A 14188-nucleotide genomic window follows, 5' to 3' on the forward strand; every position below is an offset into this window, starting at 1 on the left:
ATGGCAGCAATTGTAGCTTTCGTAAATCAAAAAGGTGGATGCGCCAAAAGCACTACAGCCGTACATTACGCCCATTGGCTGGTGCAGCAGGGCAAGAGCGTGTTGGTAGTGGATGCCGACGCTCAGCGCTCTAGTTCCCAGTGGTGCAGCAAGATGGAACCGGCGATCGCCACTCACGTACTCCAAAGTCCCGATGACCTTCTAGACCAATTGACCGATTTAGCCGAAACGGTGGATTACTTGGTAGTGGATGGCCCTGCTGGGTTAAGTGAAGCAACTAGGGCTATTTTGATGAGAGCCGACTTAGCCGTGGTGCCGGTACAACCGAGCGGTATCGACGTGCAATCAGCAGCAGATGCAGTGAGACTGATCAAACAAGCTCAATCCGTGAGGCAAGGGCCACCCAAAGCGGTGATGTTTCTCAGTCGTGCGGTGAAGGGGACAAAGCTCAAAACTGAAGCAATGGAGTTGTTGGGGACACTAGCACCCACGATCAAAGTGCTCAAATCGGTCATTCACCAAAAACAAGTCATCGCCGATTCTTCAGGTCAAGCAGCGACGGTGTGGGATTTGGGCGGTCAACCTGCCAAAGATTCTGGCAAAGAGTACAGCCGACTATTCAAAGAAATCATGGGAGCGTTATTATGAGCGCAAAGAAACGTAAACCCTTGGATAGCGTACTCGAAGAGTTTGTCTTCGGTACCAAGGAAGCTGCATTACTACCACCAACACCCGAAGTTGTATCGCCAGCACCAACAGCATCGCAAACACCCGAAACAGTGGAAGCTGCATTGCCAGCACCAACAGCACCGGAGTTTGAATCACCCGCATCAGAATCTATCCCCGCCCAATCAAAGGAGAGTAGCTTGACTCACCGCCTCCAAGCACCCGACAAAGAAGCGACGGTTAGGTTTACCGTGGATATGTCCGAATCCCTGCACCGCAAGTTGTCGATGTTGGCGGCTAGGACGGGGCGCAAGAAAGTGGATATCGTGCGGATGCTGTTGGAGGATGGGTTGAAGGAGGTTGAAAGTTAAGAGTGATCGGCTTCTTGAGATTTCGGATTCGTCCAATTACAGAGATAGGGGCGCTATCGGGAGATTACCCCTACAAAACGCTATTTGTATGTGATGCAGTGTTCGAGCAAAAGCTTTTCGAGGTGCATGAGCGCTACCTCAACTTGTGGTTTTTTATCTTCACTAAAAATTCCAGTTACGGCTTTGCAGCAACCGCAATCCAGTCTCACCCTTCCCGCAGCCATCAACTTAGAATCGCACGCAGCCTCAAGCTGCATTGCTTTGACAACGGTAGCAGGGCTGACATTGTTTGTTCGAGAGATTCGGTTGCTGGTCAAAGCTTGCAAGGATTCCTAGTTTTTAGTACCCAATTGTACTCGCTGCTGGAGCTTTTTCCAGCAGTTTCTCGTTATGATGAGAGTCCCCAATGTGGGTTCTAACATTTAGCTACATGAATATCCCACAGATTATCCATACCCAAACGCCATACATTTTGAATTTCCGGTATTTTTTTAAGAGTGCCTTCAATCGTTTTTATTTTATCCATTTCGTCAGACATTTTGCTAGAGGTAAGCGGCTCTAATGTGAGAAGCAGATCGATAATATCCGTCTGTTCTTCAGGATTGAAGTCTTGTTGAACCAACGAGAGAAAAAAACCTTGTTCCGCAATTTCATTTACCACTTTTGCCAACACACCGCTTTGATTTTTTGAGACGAGCCTGATCCCGATCGTACAAGAGATATCCAGCAAGAGCTTGCGATGGCTGACTTGAGCCGCCAATCTCGCCTCGACAGAGCGCTTTTCGGCTTTTTGGTCGGACGGGGATTCTTCAAAATGGTGAAGAACGGCTTTGGTGTGAGAGATTGCCGCCAATATTTCTTCTGAACTGTTGTACGGCACGACATCTTTAATTGTAAGCTGCTGCAAAGCACGAAGAAAGTCGCTGAGGTTAGTGTTTTCCGGCAACGACAACAAAACATCAACAATCACTTGTTCGACATTGGAATCGACTGTTGCCTTAAAAATATTGCCCCCGAAATAAGCGATCTGTTGGGCGATTTGAGCGAACGACCCCCTCAAACCGACCGGCAGCCAAACCCTCAGCTTGAGCAACGGGATGTGAGAGGAAACGGAGGACGAAAGAGTTTTCTTGCCGATCGCGAGTCGCCCGTCGGCAATTTGAGCCAGCAGACCGCTGATGTTGGGTTTTCCGCCGTAGAGACAGCCGTACTCGCCCGCCAAGTTCTCCAGAACCAGCTTGGTTTGGGGGGACATCTGTACCCGAACGCTCTGATTGTTCATCTGCACCTCTGGATTCTTTTTGTCAAGGTTTTGTCAAAACCTGCTTAAATTAAACTAAAAATAGCACGTATTTGTAGATTTTTGTCAAAACCTCTTCCGCTTTCAAGAGTTTAATACTACAATTCACATCCAGGAAGGGAAAACTCAACCGAGTTTCGCAAGAATAGTGAATTCTGTAGGTTTAGCAAGCTGTAACTTCGTATGAATCCATTGTTGCCATCTCAAATTTCTCAACTGTTGCCGACTGACAGTTCTGGAGAGCAAAGAAATCAAGCCAAAATCATTCAGAATGGTCAGCTCCTGTTTACAGGTAAGGTGTTGGTGTTCAAGAACACTGTTTATTATCTCCGCAATATCACGAGCATTCGGTTTAGCGACAACACTAAGATTCTGACAAAAAAATTACCTGTCTGGTATTGGGCAATTTTAGTCTTTGGTATTGTAACTATTGCGATGGTCGTGGGTATATTTTTAATTATTTGGTTCTTTTGGTTAGTCTACGATCATTTCCAAAATCGATTCCAAGTAAAAGAAGAGTATGGAATGATTATCGAAATGAATTCTGGTTCGAGTTCTGTATTATTGGGTTCCAAAAAAGAATTTATCTTGGAGGTTATTTACGACCTATATGAAATTCTAAATGCGGAAGAATCTCAACCAATGCTTTTTGACTTCAGCCACAACGTGATGAACGATAGCTCGATAAACGTAAGAGAAGCTGTGAATGCAGCTTTAATTTCAGGCAAGGTAATCGGAGGGGTCAACACCCAATCCAGTTAATTAATAGGAGAAGATTGAAAATGCAAAACCATTCAACTAATCACTCAACCGACAACTCCATCAATGTTGGTCGAGCTCAGGGCGGCGCTTATATATCGGGACAGGTTACGGGTAACGTCACAGCCAACTCTAACCATCAGAACAGTCAAGTAGAAAAGGTAGCTAATATGACTAACAATCCAGGTGGATTTTCGGTTGGCGGCTCTATAGGTGGCAGCGCCTACAATCTTCAAGGGGATGAGAACCGAGCCATCCAAGGTGAAGGCAATCAGGGAGTTCAAGGAGATAACGTTACACAAAATGGCCAAGCCGGTGCAGCGACTGAAAAACCGCTCTCCCAGACTGATGTAATTGCGTTGCTGGCAGAACTTGAGAAGTTAGTTCGAGAGGCACAACTCTCAGAAGATGCCAAAGAAGAAGCAATCATGTACTTGGGTGCTGCAAAAAAGGCAACGGCAAAGGAGGAGCCGAAAAAGGAAACTGCACTTGCCAATTTACAAGGTGTGGCAGAAACCCTTGAAACAGCAAGTAAAGCGGCCAATGCGAGTGCAAACCTCTGGGATAAGACCAAGCCTATAATTCTCAAGGTAGCGGGTTGGTTGGGTGCAACCGCTGGCTCTTATCTTCTTGGTTTGTAGATTTGGTAAATGAATCAGCCACCCCACCCGAACTCTGATTCACAATAGCCTGATGTTAATTTTTTGATTCAGCATCAGGCTGATTGCTTTAATGTTGAAGCTAAAAGAGGGATTGTGTAAGGTAACGGTAATCCAGTCATCTAATGCAACAAATATACTAAGTGTTGTCTTAAGTGATGACCAGTTTTTTGTGAGCTTAATAAGTCGCACCTCCTTAAGTTGGAAATGCGACTTATTTTCAAGTTGCAATTCAGATCGGAAACCCTCTTTATTTATTCGATTTCCGCACTATTGGGGCTAAAACCTGAATCAAAAGGGCAACTGAGCGAATCAGAATAGCCAGCGACAAAATTAATTCCGTTCCTGATTGGGTAATGTTCGGCTCGGGATGACCCAATACACATGGAGTCTCAGGTTCGGTTGTGCAAATCTGCTGCTGTTGAGCTTGCATTGTTTTTCTCCTCTACAGAACTAGGGTTTGGATTGAGGAGAAGTTAGTGGCCACGTCGCTTCTCACATCTCTAGCATCTCTGACTAGCAAGGGTAAGGTCAAAGTAAGTTCCAGCTTGAGATTGGCAGTTTTGAGATGTTTTGGTCTAAAATTTAGTCTTGACAAGTGTCAGTTAATAAGATAATGAGAACGAGCTTAAAAGTTTCTGCTGAAAAAAAAGAGACAATCAAGCAGGCTAGACGGGGATGGACTGACGCTCAATGGTGTCGGGAAGCTAGCAAAGTTTTAGACCCAACTACGAACTGGGAAGCTGAAGACTATGTAGCTGGTGACATTTTTGCCGCGGGTTGTACAACGCAGACCTTAAAGAATTTTTTGGCTGGAAAACCCATTAACGCTCGCGTCTTTCACGTTTTCTGTGAAGTGATAGGGGTGAATCCGCAAAACGTTGTTGAGAGTAGCAGCAACATTCAACTTCGCCAGGGTACTGAGAAGGCTCGCTTTATTGAGAACTTCTGGGTTGGCAGAAAAGCTTTGATTGCCGAGTTAACTGCAAAGTTGTCGGGAGATTGTCGCGTTTTGGTACTAACGGGGATTACCGGAATTGGCAAGACAGCTTTGGCATATCAACTAGCTAAGGTGTTGCCCTCAGATGGGTTTCAGCGTGAAAGAGCCCTAACTTTTGACGAAGACATAGGGCGGGATTTTGTTAGCGTGGCCGCTAGTTTACTGATTCGGTGGGGGGAAATGGTTACAGTGGACGATCGCAAAGATCCCGAACGGTTGCTTTATCGCTTACTGCGAAAACTGCAAAACAACCGTTACTTGGTGCAGATGGATTCGTTGGAGATGCTACTCAATGGAGATGAGGAGACAGGATGGAACAATTTTCAGGAGCAATATCAGGGTGAGTGGTGGGTAAGATTTTTTCAACAATTATTGGCATTACCGGAATGCCAAAGTCGTCTGATTCTCACCTCGCAGGACTTACCTACTGAGTTTCAAGAGTTAGGTAATGCAGAACATCAGCATTTCAAGACTTTGACAGGGTTAGAACTGCTAGAGCAGTTAACCTTGTTTCAGGAGACAGGGATAGAAGTTGAACCAGAATCACGGAACAGGCCATATTTAGAGCGGATAGGAGCAGCCTATGAGGGACACCCCTTAGCGTTGCTGGTGATTGCTGGGGAAATTCTTAGTGAGCCTTTTTATGGTGATGCTGTTGTCTATTGGAAAAAATACGGACATGAGATAGAAGCAATTGAGAAGGCACGCCAACAAGAGGAAGTTCAATCAGAAGACGATCAACTTAGACTAGAACGATTTAGTCCTAAATTGCGAGAGTTGGTCAAAAAGAAGGTTGAATCTTCATTTGCAAGGTTAAAAGAGGATTTTCCTGATGCTTATATCTTGCTGTGCGTTGGGGCTGCGTACCGCCGCTCGGTGCCAAGAGACGCATGGTTTTATGCATTGCATAAACGGTTGGGCTATCAGGAAGAGCAACTATTGGTAGCGCTGGAGGCTTTAGGCGATCGCTATCTAGTTGAGGTAGAAGAATTCATTGAGGCTGAGGAACTCTTTAGGCAACACAATTTAATCCGCAGTGTCGCACTCGCCCACTCAAAGAAAGTGAAAATGAGGATACAGCAGCATGACAAGTAACTTTGCCCAGCCGGACACTAAAACTCAACAGGGTATAGAAGGAGTTAATTTTACTGCACCTGGGCAGTTAGTGGTTGCCAATCTCAACATTGATTCCGTATTGGTAGAATTAAATGAAATATCTCTGTGCGAATTTTCTAACTATTCGGCAGTTGAATGGTGGCTGACAGATTACAGGTCTAAGCAAGATGATACCAATTTAGAAAAAGTACGCGGTTACTTAGAAGCATTTTATCATCTAAGTGAAGTAGAAGACTGGGAAAGAGCAAAAACAATTATTATGGAAAAATTTGGTACGCTTATTGATGAAGAATTGCACATACAACTGGGAACTTGGGGATATTTTCAAGAGCAGGTTGATTTATGTAGTAGACTTCTCGGTAAATTAGGTGTCGTAACGGATAGTATTTGTTTGAATACCCTGGGTTTAGCTTGTGATTCTCTAAGCAATTATCCTCAAGCAATTAAATATTATGAGCAAGATTTAATAATTGCACGAGAGCTTAAAGATATACGAGGGGAAGGTATAACATTAGGAAATCTAGGAAATGCTTACTTTTCCTTGAATTTTTATTCTCAAGCACTTGATTATTTTGAGCAAGCTTTAGTGATAGCACAGAAAATTAAAGATCGAAAAGGGGAAGCAAATGCTTTGGGAAATTTGGGAAATCTTTATGGTGCTATAGCTAATCATACCAAAGCTGTTGAATACCACAGTCTATCATTAAGCATCGCACAGGAAATGAGCGACATCAAGGGGGAAGGAAAAGCATTGGGGGGTCTAGGTTCTGCCTATCGCCATCAGAGTAACTATCCTAAAGCTATTGAATGTTTCCAAAAGTATTTAGAGATTGCACGTAAGATAGAGGAACCAGAATCTGAAGGAATTGCACTGGGGAATTTAGGTAATGTTTATTGTAATATGGGCAACTTTTCACAAGCTATTGTATATTATCAACAGCACTTAGACATTGCACGAAAAATTCAAAATCGCTGGGAAGAAGCGAATGCACTAAAGAACTTAAGTTTGGCTTATTATTCTGTTTGCAACTATTCTCAATCTATAAAGCTTAACCAACAAGCTTTACAAATAGCGCGAGAAATACAAGACCGTGAAGGAGAGGGAGATGCACTAGGAAATCTAGGTCTTAATTACTATTCTATGGCTAATTACTCAGTGGCAATTAAATACCATCAGCAGCATTTAGAAATTTCCAGGCAAATTGGTTCTGTTGAAGGAGAAGGAACTGCTCTCGGAAATATTGGCAATACCTACTATTTTATGGGTGACTACTTAAAAGCTGTTGAATACGCTCGACAACATTTAGACATTGCTATAAAAAGCAGCGATCGTCGGGGAGAGGGAACTGCATTGCTTAATTTAGGTAATGCTTATGATGCTTTAGGCAAAGTTCATAAAGCAGTTGATGTATATCGTCAAAGTTTAGAAATTAGCCGGCATATTGGTGCTCGTCAATGTGAAGGAGAAGCACTATGTAATTTAGGGATTACTATAGTCCAACTTGATAAGTATTCAGAATCTTTGGAATATTTACAAGCAGCTTTAAATATTGTCAAGGAAACTGGTCAACGTTCTACTGAAGCAATCGTTCTCTATAATTTGGTAGAAGTTTACTTGAAATTAGGCGCTCGCGATATGGCTCAAGAATCTTGCGATCGGGCTTTGGTAATTGCTACAGAATTAGATTTACCGGATTGGGAGGAATATCAAGAGTTGAAAGAACAATTGCTAAGTGATAAAACATAAATTGTGACGTATTGGTATTGGTTGCTTGCTCCTAATATAGAAAACCTATTCTTGAGAATCAATCTAGTTATTGTTTCGGCTGATGATAGGTTACAGGGAAATCGATCCTCACCAAAATGCTGTTGCCACGCTTTACAAGCATCTTGCTCGCGTATAATTTTGCAAATCATTTAGGATTCCTATATGAAATAACAATTTTTAAATTCAACAATGAATATCTCGCTGCAACGACAGTTGAGGCAGAATCGACAACCGTTTCAATCTCCTTTTTATTGAGTAGCATTTTGTGCGATAGGACAGTGATTATGGATGAACAACGCCAAATATCCGAGTCTCAATATCAGTTTCTCTCTCAAATACTGCGGGTAGTCCATCAAAGTAAGGGCAACTCAGAAGTTGTATATCCACTGCTGCAATCGAATTTGGATTTATTAAATGAGAGCCTTGGTCAACTATTGGAAGATTGGGGCAGACAGACTTTGCTGGAAGTTTCCCCAAGAAAAGCACAAGGTATTGCATCGGTTATCGGATATTTTAGCCATCTGATTCAGGTATTTCCGATGGGCGATCGAGCTATAAATCTAGAAATTGCCATTACAGGCTATAAAATTATTGACACTGTATTGACTTATGAAACATTTCCGCAACAGTGGGCAGAAATACAATACAATTTAGGGCTTTCCTACTATAACCGTCTCCACGGAGAGAGAGCAAAAAACTTGGAAGCAGCTATAAAATGTTACTTTAATGCTTTAAAAGTATACACTCGCTCTAGTTTTCCTCAAGAATGGGCAGATACACAAAATAATTTGAGTGCAGCTTATCGTAAACGTATCTGGGGAAAAAAAGCAGAAAACTTGGAGGCAGCTATTTGCTGTTTGGAAGCTGCATTGGAGGTACGCACTCGTGAAGTCTTTCCCAAAGAATGGGCAGATATACAAAATAATTTGGGTAATATTTACAGTTTCCGTATTCAGGGACAAAAAGCAGAAAATTCAGAAGTAGGCATCCGCTGTTTAGAAGCTGCATTAGAAGTACGCACTCGTGAAGGTTTACCCCAGCAATGGGCAGAAACAAAAAATAATTTAGGTATTGCCTACTATCAACGTATTTGGGGAGAAAAAGCAGAAAATTTGGAAGTAGCTATCCGCTGTTATGAGGCTGCATTGGAAGTACGCACTTGCTCTGAGTTGCCTGTCGAGTGGGCACAAACGCAACTCAATTTAGCTAATGCTTACTCCGAAAGGATTCGTGGGAAAAAAGCAGAAAACTTGGAAAAAGCTATAATTTTTTATAAAGCAGCTTTGACGATACGCACGATTGATGCTTTCCCCGAAGAATATGCAATGATTAAAAATAATTTAGGATGTGTTTATTGCGACCGTATTCATGGGGAAAAATCGGACAACTTAGAAGCAGCTATTAGCTGTTTTAATGCTGCATTAAAGGTACGAAAGATTAAACACTTTCCTCTAGAGTGGGCCGAAACTAAAAATAATTTAGGCACTGCATACGATGAACGTTTTTTAGAAAAAAGACCGAATAATTTAGAATTAGCTATACGTTGTTACAAGGATGTATTAAAGATATACACTCGTTCTGACTTACCCTTTGACTGGGCAAAAACTCAACATAATTTGGGCAATGTATACTCAGATCGTATTGTTGGAAAAAATAGAAAGAACTTTAAAACTGCCATTCGTCATTATAAAGCAGCTCTGCAAGTATTTACGCGCTTTACTTTTCCTCAAAACCACTTATTGACTAAATTTAGCTTGGGTCGAGCCTACCAAGAAGGACAAGACTTTCAATATTCATATGCTGCTTTTACAGATGCCTTTGATATTATAGAATTTTGGCGAGGTGAAATTATTTCGGGATCGGGAACAGAAGGAGACAAACAAAAACTTGCAGAAGAATGGAATGAACTCTATCAACGCATGGTGGAAGTTTGCCTAGAACTGGAGAACTACACTCAAACTATAGAATATGTTGAACGCAGCAAAACTCGCAACTTGGTAGAACTTATCCTCACCCGCGATCGCCACACTATTTTCCCCGCAGAAGTGGTAACTCAACTAGATCGACTTCGATACGAAATCGCCAGCGGTCAGTACGAACTTCAAAATGCCACCGCAGAAGATCCAACTGCATTAGCCCAACACCTCCAACAGCTACGACAGCAGCGCAACGAATTGCAAGATCGATACCTGCCACTCGGTTCTGGTTTTCAGTTTGACCAATTCCGGTCAACTTTGAGCGATCGCACTGCAATTGTTGAGTTTTACATTACAACCGATAAGCTACTCATCTTCATTATTACCAAGCAAACCCAACAACCCATTGTTTTATCATCCGATTTAATAGACCTGAACAAATTGGCAAATTGGACAAACAGTTATCTGAAAGCCTATAGTAATAAAAACTCCCACTGGCAGCGTCGCTTAACTACCCGCCTGCGTTTGTTGGCCAAAATTTTGCACGTTGATGAAATTATTAAGCAAATTCCAACAGAGTGCGACAAGTTAATTCTAATTCCCCATCGCTATTTACATTTGGTTCCACTTCATGCGTTACCCATTAATAGTGAGGCTGGGACATCACAACCTCAAATTCTAATGGATCGCTTTCCCAAAGGCGTCCGGTATGCCCCAAGCTGCCAACTCTTACAGCTTGCCAAAACCCGCAAACGCCCCAACTTTACGCATCTCTTTGCCATCCAGAACCCTACCGACGATCTTACTTACGCCGACCTTGAAGTCGTTGCCATCCAAAGTTATTTTGATTCAACCAGCATTCTTGAAAAAGATGCCGCTACCAAAGCGGCTCTTGATGATACTCCTCTCAATACCTTTCACTGCGTTCATTTTAGCTGTCATGGCTACTTCAATTCCAATCCCAGTCAAGCTAACAAATCTGCTCTTATCCTTGCAGATGCTGAACTTGATTCCTCGCTTATTGAATTCGATTCCGAACGTCATTTACTGTTGACTGCCGGAAAATTACTTGATCTTGATAAGTGCCTTACTTTGGATGCCATCTTCAGTCTTAAATTTCAATTAGGTCAATGTCGTTTAGTTGTTCTCTCTGCCTGTGAAACAGGATTAATTGACTTCCGCAATACCAGTGACGAATATATCGGCTTAGTCAGCGGCTTCCTATTCGCGGGTAGCCCCAGCGTCGTCAGCAGCCTGTGGGCAGTGGATCAAGTCTCTACCGCCTTTTTATTCATCAAATTCTATGAAAACCTCAAAAGTTATCCCGAACTAGGGGAAGGAGATGTAGCAATGGCCCTCCAAGATGCCCAAAACTGGCTGCGGAATCTCACCAGCGAAGAAGGTGAAAAATTGCTAGACAAAATTCAGCCACAAATCGAGTCACTCTTTCCAGGTAAACCTAGATCGGCTAGGGCCTTTAAAACAGGCGCGCTCAAGCGAATTAAGGAGTCTGGAATTTATCCTTTTTCAGATCCGTATTACTGGGCAGCATTCACCGCTACAGGGTTTTAGGTTCTCCATTACTGGATTCACACCACTTTTTTACCCCTTTTTTTGCTAAATAAATCACAACGGGTGTGGCTAGTGCTGCTGGAATTTGACCGCTAGCTGTTAAACTTGTCACTGCTGCTGTTAACACTCCAGTCATTAATTCATTGATGAATACCTCATCACAAACAATATTGCGACACTTTTGAGCTAATTCATCTAAAGTATCTGGCACTTTTTTAGGTATCACTATTCCCGATTCTAATACCAACAAATTAGCTGCTTGTTTTAAATCTCCATTACACTCCTCAATTAAATCGAGAGCATCAAGGGATTCTGGATAATCTGAAAACTGTTCCCGATACTGAGCAATTTCTTCAGGTGTAACTTGAGTTGAGTCAGTAGTCATAGAAGTATTAGAATTTTATTGATGGACATTTAATCTCTAAGTCTATGCTTCTTCACTGGTTCCACCCGAATCGTGCAAAACCAAAAGTAGCCAAACGCTCCGCCATATCTAGGATATACCAAAAACATCATTCTCAAGAAAAAAGTGCAGAGTCCCGCATTTTTGATTTGGCTGGTAACTCAGCGATCGCCTGAACTGTGTACGAGTTATTTCCATCTCCTGTGTTCGTGTTCAAAAAAAGCTGCACCCTCTGGACTGAGCGTGCAGCTTTTTTGCAGGCTGGCGGATACTACTTCTTAAAAGTACCTGGCTTTTGTCGTAACATTGGTGGTGGTGGGGTTAGTACCTGAATTAATAAGGCAATAGAACGGACTAAAAAGGCGATAGCTACAATGAATTCAGTTTCCGTACCCAAATACTGAGCCGGTATACTTGGTGGAATTTCGCTCGGTACAGCAATGCTGTTTCAAAACAATCCTGATTGCGGTTACGAACGATTATGATTTCGGTACAGTTATAGCTGTATCGGAACACCATTCAACGGAGCCGTGACGAACCCAGAAATGGCACTTACATTCATTAAGCTGCCTAACCGAGGGATGAATCGTCGGTCGTCCTAACCAGTCTATAGTAACCTTCCACGAAGGATGCTGTGTCTGGTTTAACGACAACAAAATCGCCTCCCCGCATTCACCGGGACATCGAAAACAAGCCCATTTCCGATACCGGGCCTCACCAACAACAAATACCTGTTTCGGTATAATTTCTTCAGGTGTTGGATGAACTTTAACTATCCGTGCTGACAAGTCTGGTTTGTCAATTACTTTCAGCTTGATTAGAATCCATCGAATTAGATTGCGAAGAAACATAGCTCACTCCACCAAATCGAGAAATGGAACAATATCGCCTTTGCCCCAACAATCAGCCGTACCGCAGATAGGGCAATGCGGCTTGGAATCAGCAGCTTGCTTTCTATCGGTCATCAGGTGAAATTTTCTTACTCTTTGGGCTGTCGCACCGTTCTCACCTCGAAATCCTTGAAGGCGGTGTACTAACTCTTCAATCGCCATAATCGCAACATCTGTGGTGAAGAGTACCACTGCGGGACTTGGATTTCCTTCGCCTAGAACGTAAGCCTCTGCTTTCCGCCTCTCGTATTCGACCGGATGATTCCGCTTCAAAGCCTCATCCCGCGCCGCCACAGAATTGATAACTTCTCGGCACAACAGGCAGGTGTGGTTGGGGCTGGGTACAAGTACCGTTACTCGACCATCTAGTGCTTTGATTTCTGGCGGTTCAGTTGGAGATACCTCGATGGCAAGTCCTATATCGAAAACAGGAGTCAAGTAATAGTAGGCAAAGCGGTTAAGCAGCAACCGTCCGGCATGGTCATCCGTGCAACCGAAGACTATATCGCAGGATTTCAGGGCATTTCGGCAATCCCGATCGCCTATCCACGATTGATAGGATTTTACTTGCACCCCAAGCCCCAACTCCGAGAGCGATCTCGCCACGGCTTGAACCTTTGGGCGCTTTGCTTTAGCGTCTTCCCGATTTGCACCGTGAAGCCGGTTTAAGTTACTCTCTTCAACTACATCTCGATCGAAGAGCGCAATCAGCCGTACTCCCATTTTGGGAAGCAGCATGGCGACTGCACTGCCCGTACCGCCGCAGCCTACCACTCCAACCCTGAGCGTCGATAAATCCTGAGTAAGTGCTTCCCCAAATGCGAGCGATTGTCGCTGAAAGACTGATGAAGTTATGCCCTGGCCTCGTCCCGTGTAGTGGAGCTTGATTGCTTTTCCTACAACACAAATCAGTTGCAGGGGAATCGATTCCTGCTGGCTCGTCCACAGGCGACCGACAAGCTCTCCTGAGTCTGTGAGAATGACGCTTAGGAGTTTTGTCTGGATTCCATTTCGGTGCTGGGCAAGCTGTGCAAGGTCAGGCTCGTTTCTATCATCCTGTTCGGAAAACGCAGCGATACCTCCCGGATGGCTGTGAACGAGAGCCACTGTCATCCCCCTCGTTTGAGCGAGCTTCAATGCTCGAACAAAAGAATCAGTCTTCCAGGTAATATGCCGATCAGAACTCGAAACTATCTCATCTTCAGGCACCGGAAGGATTTCATAGGAAAGATATTTCCTGCGCTGCTGACCATCCCAAGGGTCAGATTCAACGCCTACCTCACCGCAGAGCACGTAAGCTGCCCTTTCTCGTCCATCTTTGCGGATCAGGCTTTCTTGGAGATATTTAAGGTGTTCCTCCTGCAACACCATGCTGGCAGTAAAGCTCATGCAGCCACCTCCAGGGCGTGTTCCACGCGCTTGAGCATCGTCCAAATACCGTCAGTACCGGGACGCCACTCGTTGTTGTGGCGCGACCACCGCTGCCAGGACAATCCATTGAACCTAAAAGCCTGGTCTGCTGCTGTTGGGTAACGGTTGCGAGTGGCAAGCTTCACCCAGGGTTGCAAGTAAAACATATCTGGCGGGACATCTGGGTAGCCCGGTGGAAGCACAATCAATACCTCTGCCTGATGGATATCGTACTTGTTGGACGGCAACCTAAAGCAAGGGAGAATGACCCCTTTCTGGCTCCCGTCTGTGACTTCCTGAAAGACAATACCTTTGCCTTCAAGATATTCCCGCTCTCGCGACGGTAAGAAGCTCATGG

Annotated in this window: 13 protein-coding genes; 8 read left to right on the plus strand and 5 right to left on the minus strand. The window is 43.8% G+C overall.

Annotation, left to right across the window (positions count from 1 at the left end; all coding sequences use genetic code 11):
* From P2A85_RS28940 to P2A85_RS28950, 3 genes are all read left to right on the plus strand, one after another.
* Positions 1-648: an AAA family ATPase gene (locus P2A85_RS28940; RefSeq protein WP_377482029.1), complete on the plus strand. Its 648-nt coding sequence runs from the start codon at positions 1-3 to the stop codon at positions 646-648.
* Positions 645-1037: a hypothetical protein gene (locus P2A85_RS28945; protein ID WP_377482032.1), complete on the plus strand. Its 393-nt coding sequence runs from the start codon at positions 645-647 to the stop codon at positions 1035-1037. The genes P2A85_RS28940 and P2A85_RS28945 overlap by 4 nt, the downstream gene beginning before the upstream one ends.
* A gap of 126 nt (positions 1038-1163) precedes the next feature.
* On the plus strand, positions 1164-1373 hold the full coding sequence (locus P2A85_RS28950) for a hypothetical protein (RefSeq protein ID WP_377482035.1): 210 nt from the start codon (positions 1164-1166) through the stop codon (positions 1371-1373).
* 79 nt (positions 1374-1452) lie between these two features.
* On the opposite strand, the gene P2A85_RS28955 is transcribed toward P2A85_RS28950, so the two are convergent.
* Positions 1453-2319 (minus strand): hypothetical protein, encoded by an 867-nt coding sequence (locus P2A85_RS28955; protein WP_377482038.1) that lies wholly within the window; start codon positions 2317-2319, stop codon positions 1453-1455.
* A 201-nt stretch (positions 2320-2520) separates the two neighbouring features.
* Here P2A85_RS28955 and P2A85_RS28960 point away from each other — a divergent pair, with 201 nt between their 5' ends.
* The 5 genes from P2A85_RS28960 (at position 2521) to P2A85_RS28980 (ending at position 11127) form a co-directional block, all read left to right on the plus strand.
* Positions 2521-3099, plus strand: coding sequence for a hypothetical protein (locus P2A85_RS28960; protein WP_377482041.1), 579 nt, complete (start codon positions 2521-2523; stop codon positions 3097-3099).
* A 20-nt stretch (positions 3100-3119) separates the two neighbouring features.
* Positions 3120-3737, plus strand: coding sequence for a hypothetical protein (locus tag P2A85_RS28965; protein WP_377482044.1), 618 nt, complete (start codon positions 3120-3122; stop codon positions 3735-3737).
* Between the two features lie 634 nt (positions 3738-4371).
* Positions 4372-5850, plus strand: a complete 1479-nt coding sequence (locus P2A85_RS28970; RefSeq protein ID WP_377482047.1) for an ATP-binding protein — start codon at positions 4372-4374, stop codon at positions 5848-5850.
* Positions 5840-7618, plus strand: coding sequence for a tetratricopeptide repeat protein (locus P2A85_RS28975; RefSeq protein ID WP_377482050.1), 1779 nt, complete (start codon positions 5840-5842; stop codon positions 7616-7618). Before P2A85_RS28970 ends, P2A85_RS28975 begins: the two co-directional genes overlap by 11 nt.
* Before the next feature lie 305 nt (positions 7619-7923).
* Positions 7924-11127, plus strand: a complete 3204-nt coding sequence (locus P2A85_RS28980; protein WP_377482054.1) for a CHAT domain-containing protein — start codon at positions 7924-7926, stop codon at positions 11125-11127.
* Here P2A85_RS28980 and P2A85_RS28985 read toward each other — a convergent pair.
* The 4 genes from P2A85_RS28985 to P2A85_RS29000 all read right to left on the minus strand — a co-directional run bounded on the left by P2A85_RS28985 (position 11114) and on the right by P2A85_RS29000 (position 14186).
* On the minus strand, positions 11114-11512 hold the full coding sequence (locus P2A85_RS28985; RefSeq protein ID WP_377482057.1) for a hypothetical protein: 399 nt from the start codon (positions 11510-11512) through the stop codon (positions 11114-11116). The two genes, P2A85_RS28980 and P2A85_RS28985, sit on opposite strands and share 14 nt — an antisense overlap.
* Positions 11513-12009: 497 nt before the next feature.
* Positions 12010-12381: a DUF6527 family protein gene (locus P2A85_RS28990; RefSeq protein ID WP_377482060.1), complete on the minus strand. Its 372-nt coding sequence runs from the start codon at positions 12379-12381 to the stop codon at positions 12010-12012.
* Between the two features lie 3 nt (positions 12382-12384).
* Positions 12385-13809 carry a ThiF family adenylyltransferase gene (locus tag P2A85_RS28995; RefSeq protein WP_377482064.1) on the minus strand — a complete coding sequence of 475 codons (1425 nt, stop codon included), beginning with the start codon at positions 13807-13809 and terminating at the stop codon, positions 12385-12387.
* Entirely contained in the window at positions 13806-14186 is a 381-nt protein-coding gene (locus P2A85_RS29000; protein WP_377482068.1) for an E2/UBC family protein, read from the minus strand. The genes P2A85_RS28995 and P2A85_RS29000 overlap by 4 nt, the downstream gene beginning before the upstream one ends.
* Positions 14187-14188: the final 2 nt, after the last annotated feature.

The sequence above is a fragment of the Microcoleus anatoxicus genome, assembly GCF_042465725.1.
Lineage (GTDB): Bacteria > Cyanobacteriota > Cyanobacteriia > Cyanobacteriales > Microcoleaceae > Microcoleus > Microcoleus anatoxicus.

Excerpts from the sequence above, each read along its gene's own strand:
- P2A85_RS28955 (WP_377482038.1), bottom strand. The coding sequence starts at position 2,319 with ATGAACAATCAGAGCGTTCGGGTACAGATGTCCCCCCAAACCAAGCTG.
- P2A85_RS28950 (WP_377482035.1), top strand. The coding sequence starts at position 1,164 with ATGAGCGCTACCTCAACTTGTGGTTTTTTATCTTCACTAAAAATTCCA.
- P2A85_RS28945 (WP_377482032.1), top strand. The coding sequence starts at position 645 with ATGAGCGCAAAGAAACGTAAACCCTTGGATAGCGTACTCGAAGAGTTT.
- P2A85_RS28940 (WP_377482029.1), top strand. The coding sequence starts at position 1 with ATGGCAGCAATTGTAGCTTTCGTAAATCAAAAAGGTGGATGCGCCAAA.
- P2A85_RS28985 (WP_377482057.1), bottom strand. The coding sequence starts at position 11,512 with ATGACTACTGACTCAACTCAAGTTACACCTGAAGAAATTGCTCAGTAT.
- P2A85_RS28960 (WP_377482041.1), top strand. The coding sequence starts at position 2,521 with ATGAATCCATTGTTGCCATCTCAAATTTCTCAACTGTTGCCGACTGAC.
- P2A85_RS28975 (WP_377482050.1), top strand. The coding sequence starts at position 5,840 with ATGACAAGTAACTTTGCCCAGCCGGACACTAAAACTCAACAGGGTATA.
- P2A85_RS28980 (WP_377482054.1), top strand. The coding sequence starts at position 7,924 with ATGGATGAACAACGCCAAATATCCGAGTCTCAATATCAGTTTCTCTCT.
- P2A85_RS28970 (WP_377482047.1), top strand. The coding sequence starts at position 4,372 with ATGAGAACGAGCTTAAAAGTTTCTGCTGAAAAAAAAGAGACAATCAAG.
- P2A85_RS28995 (WP_377482064.1), bottom strand. The coding sequence starts at position 13,809 with ATGAGCTTTACTGCCAGCATGGTGTTGCAGGAGGAACACCTTAAATAT.
- P2A85_RS29000 (WP_377482068.1), bottom strand. The coding sequence starts at position 14,186 with ATGAGCTTCTTACCGTCGCGAGAGCGGGAATATCTTGAAGGCAAAGGT.
- P2A85_RS28965 (WP_377482044.1), top strand. The coding sequence starts at position 3,120 with ATGCAAAACCATTCAACTAATCACTCAACCGACAACTCCATCAATGTT.
- P2A85_RS28990 (WP_377482060.1), bottom strand. The coding sequence starts at position 12,381 with ATGTTTCTTCGCAATCTAATTCGATGGATTCTAATCAAGCTGAAAGTA.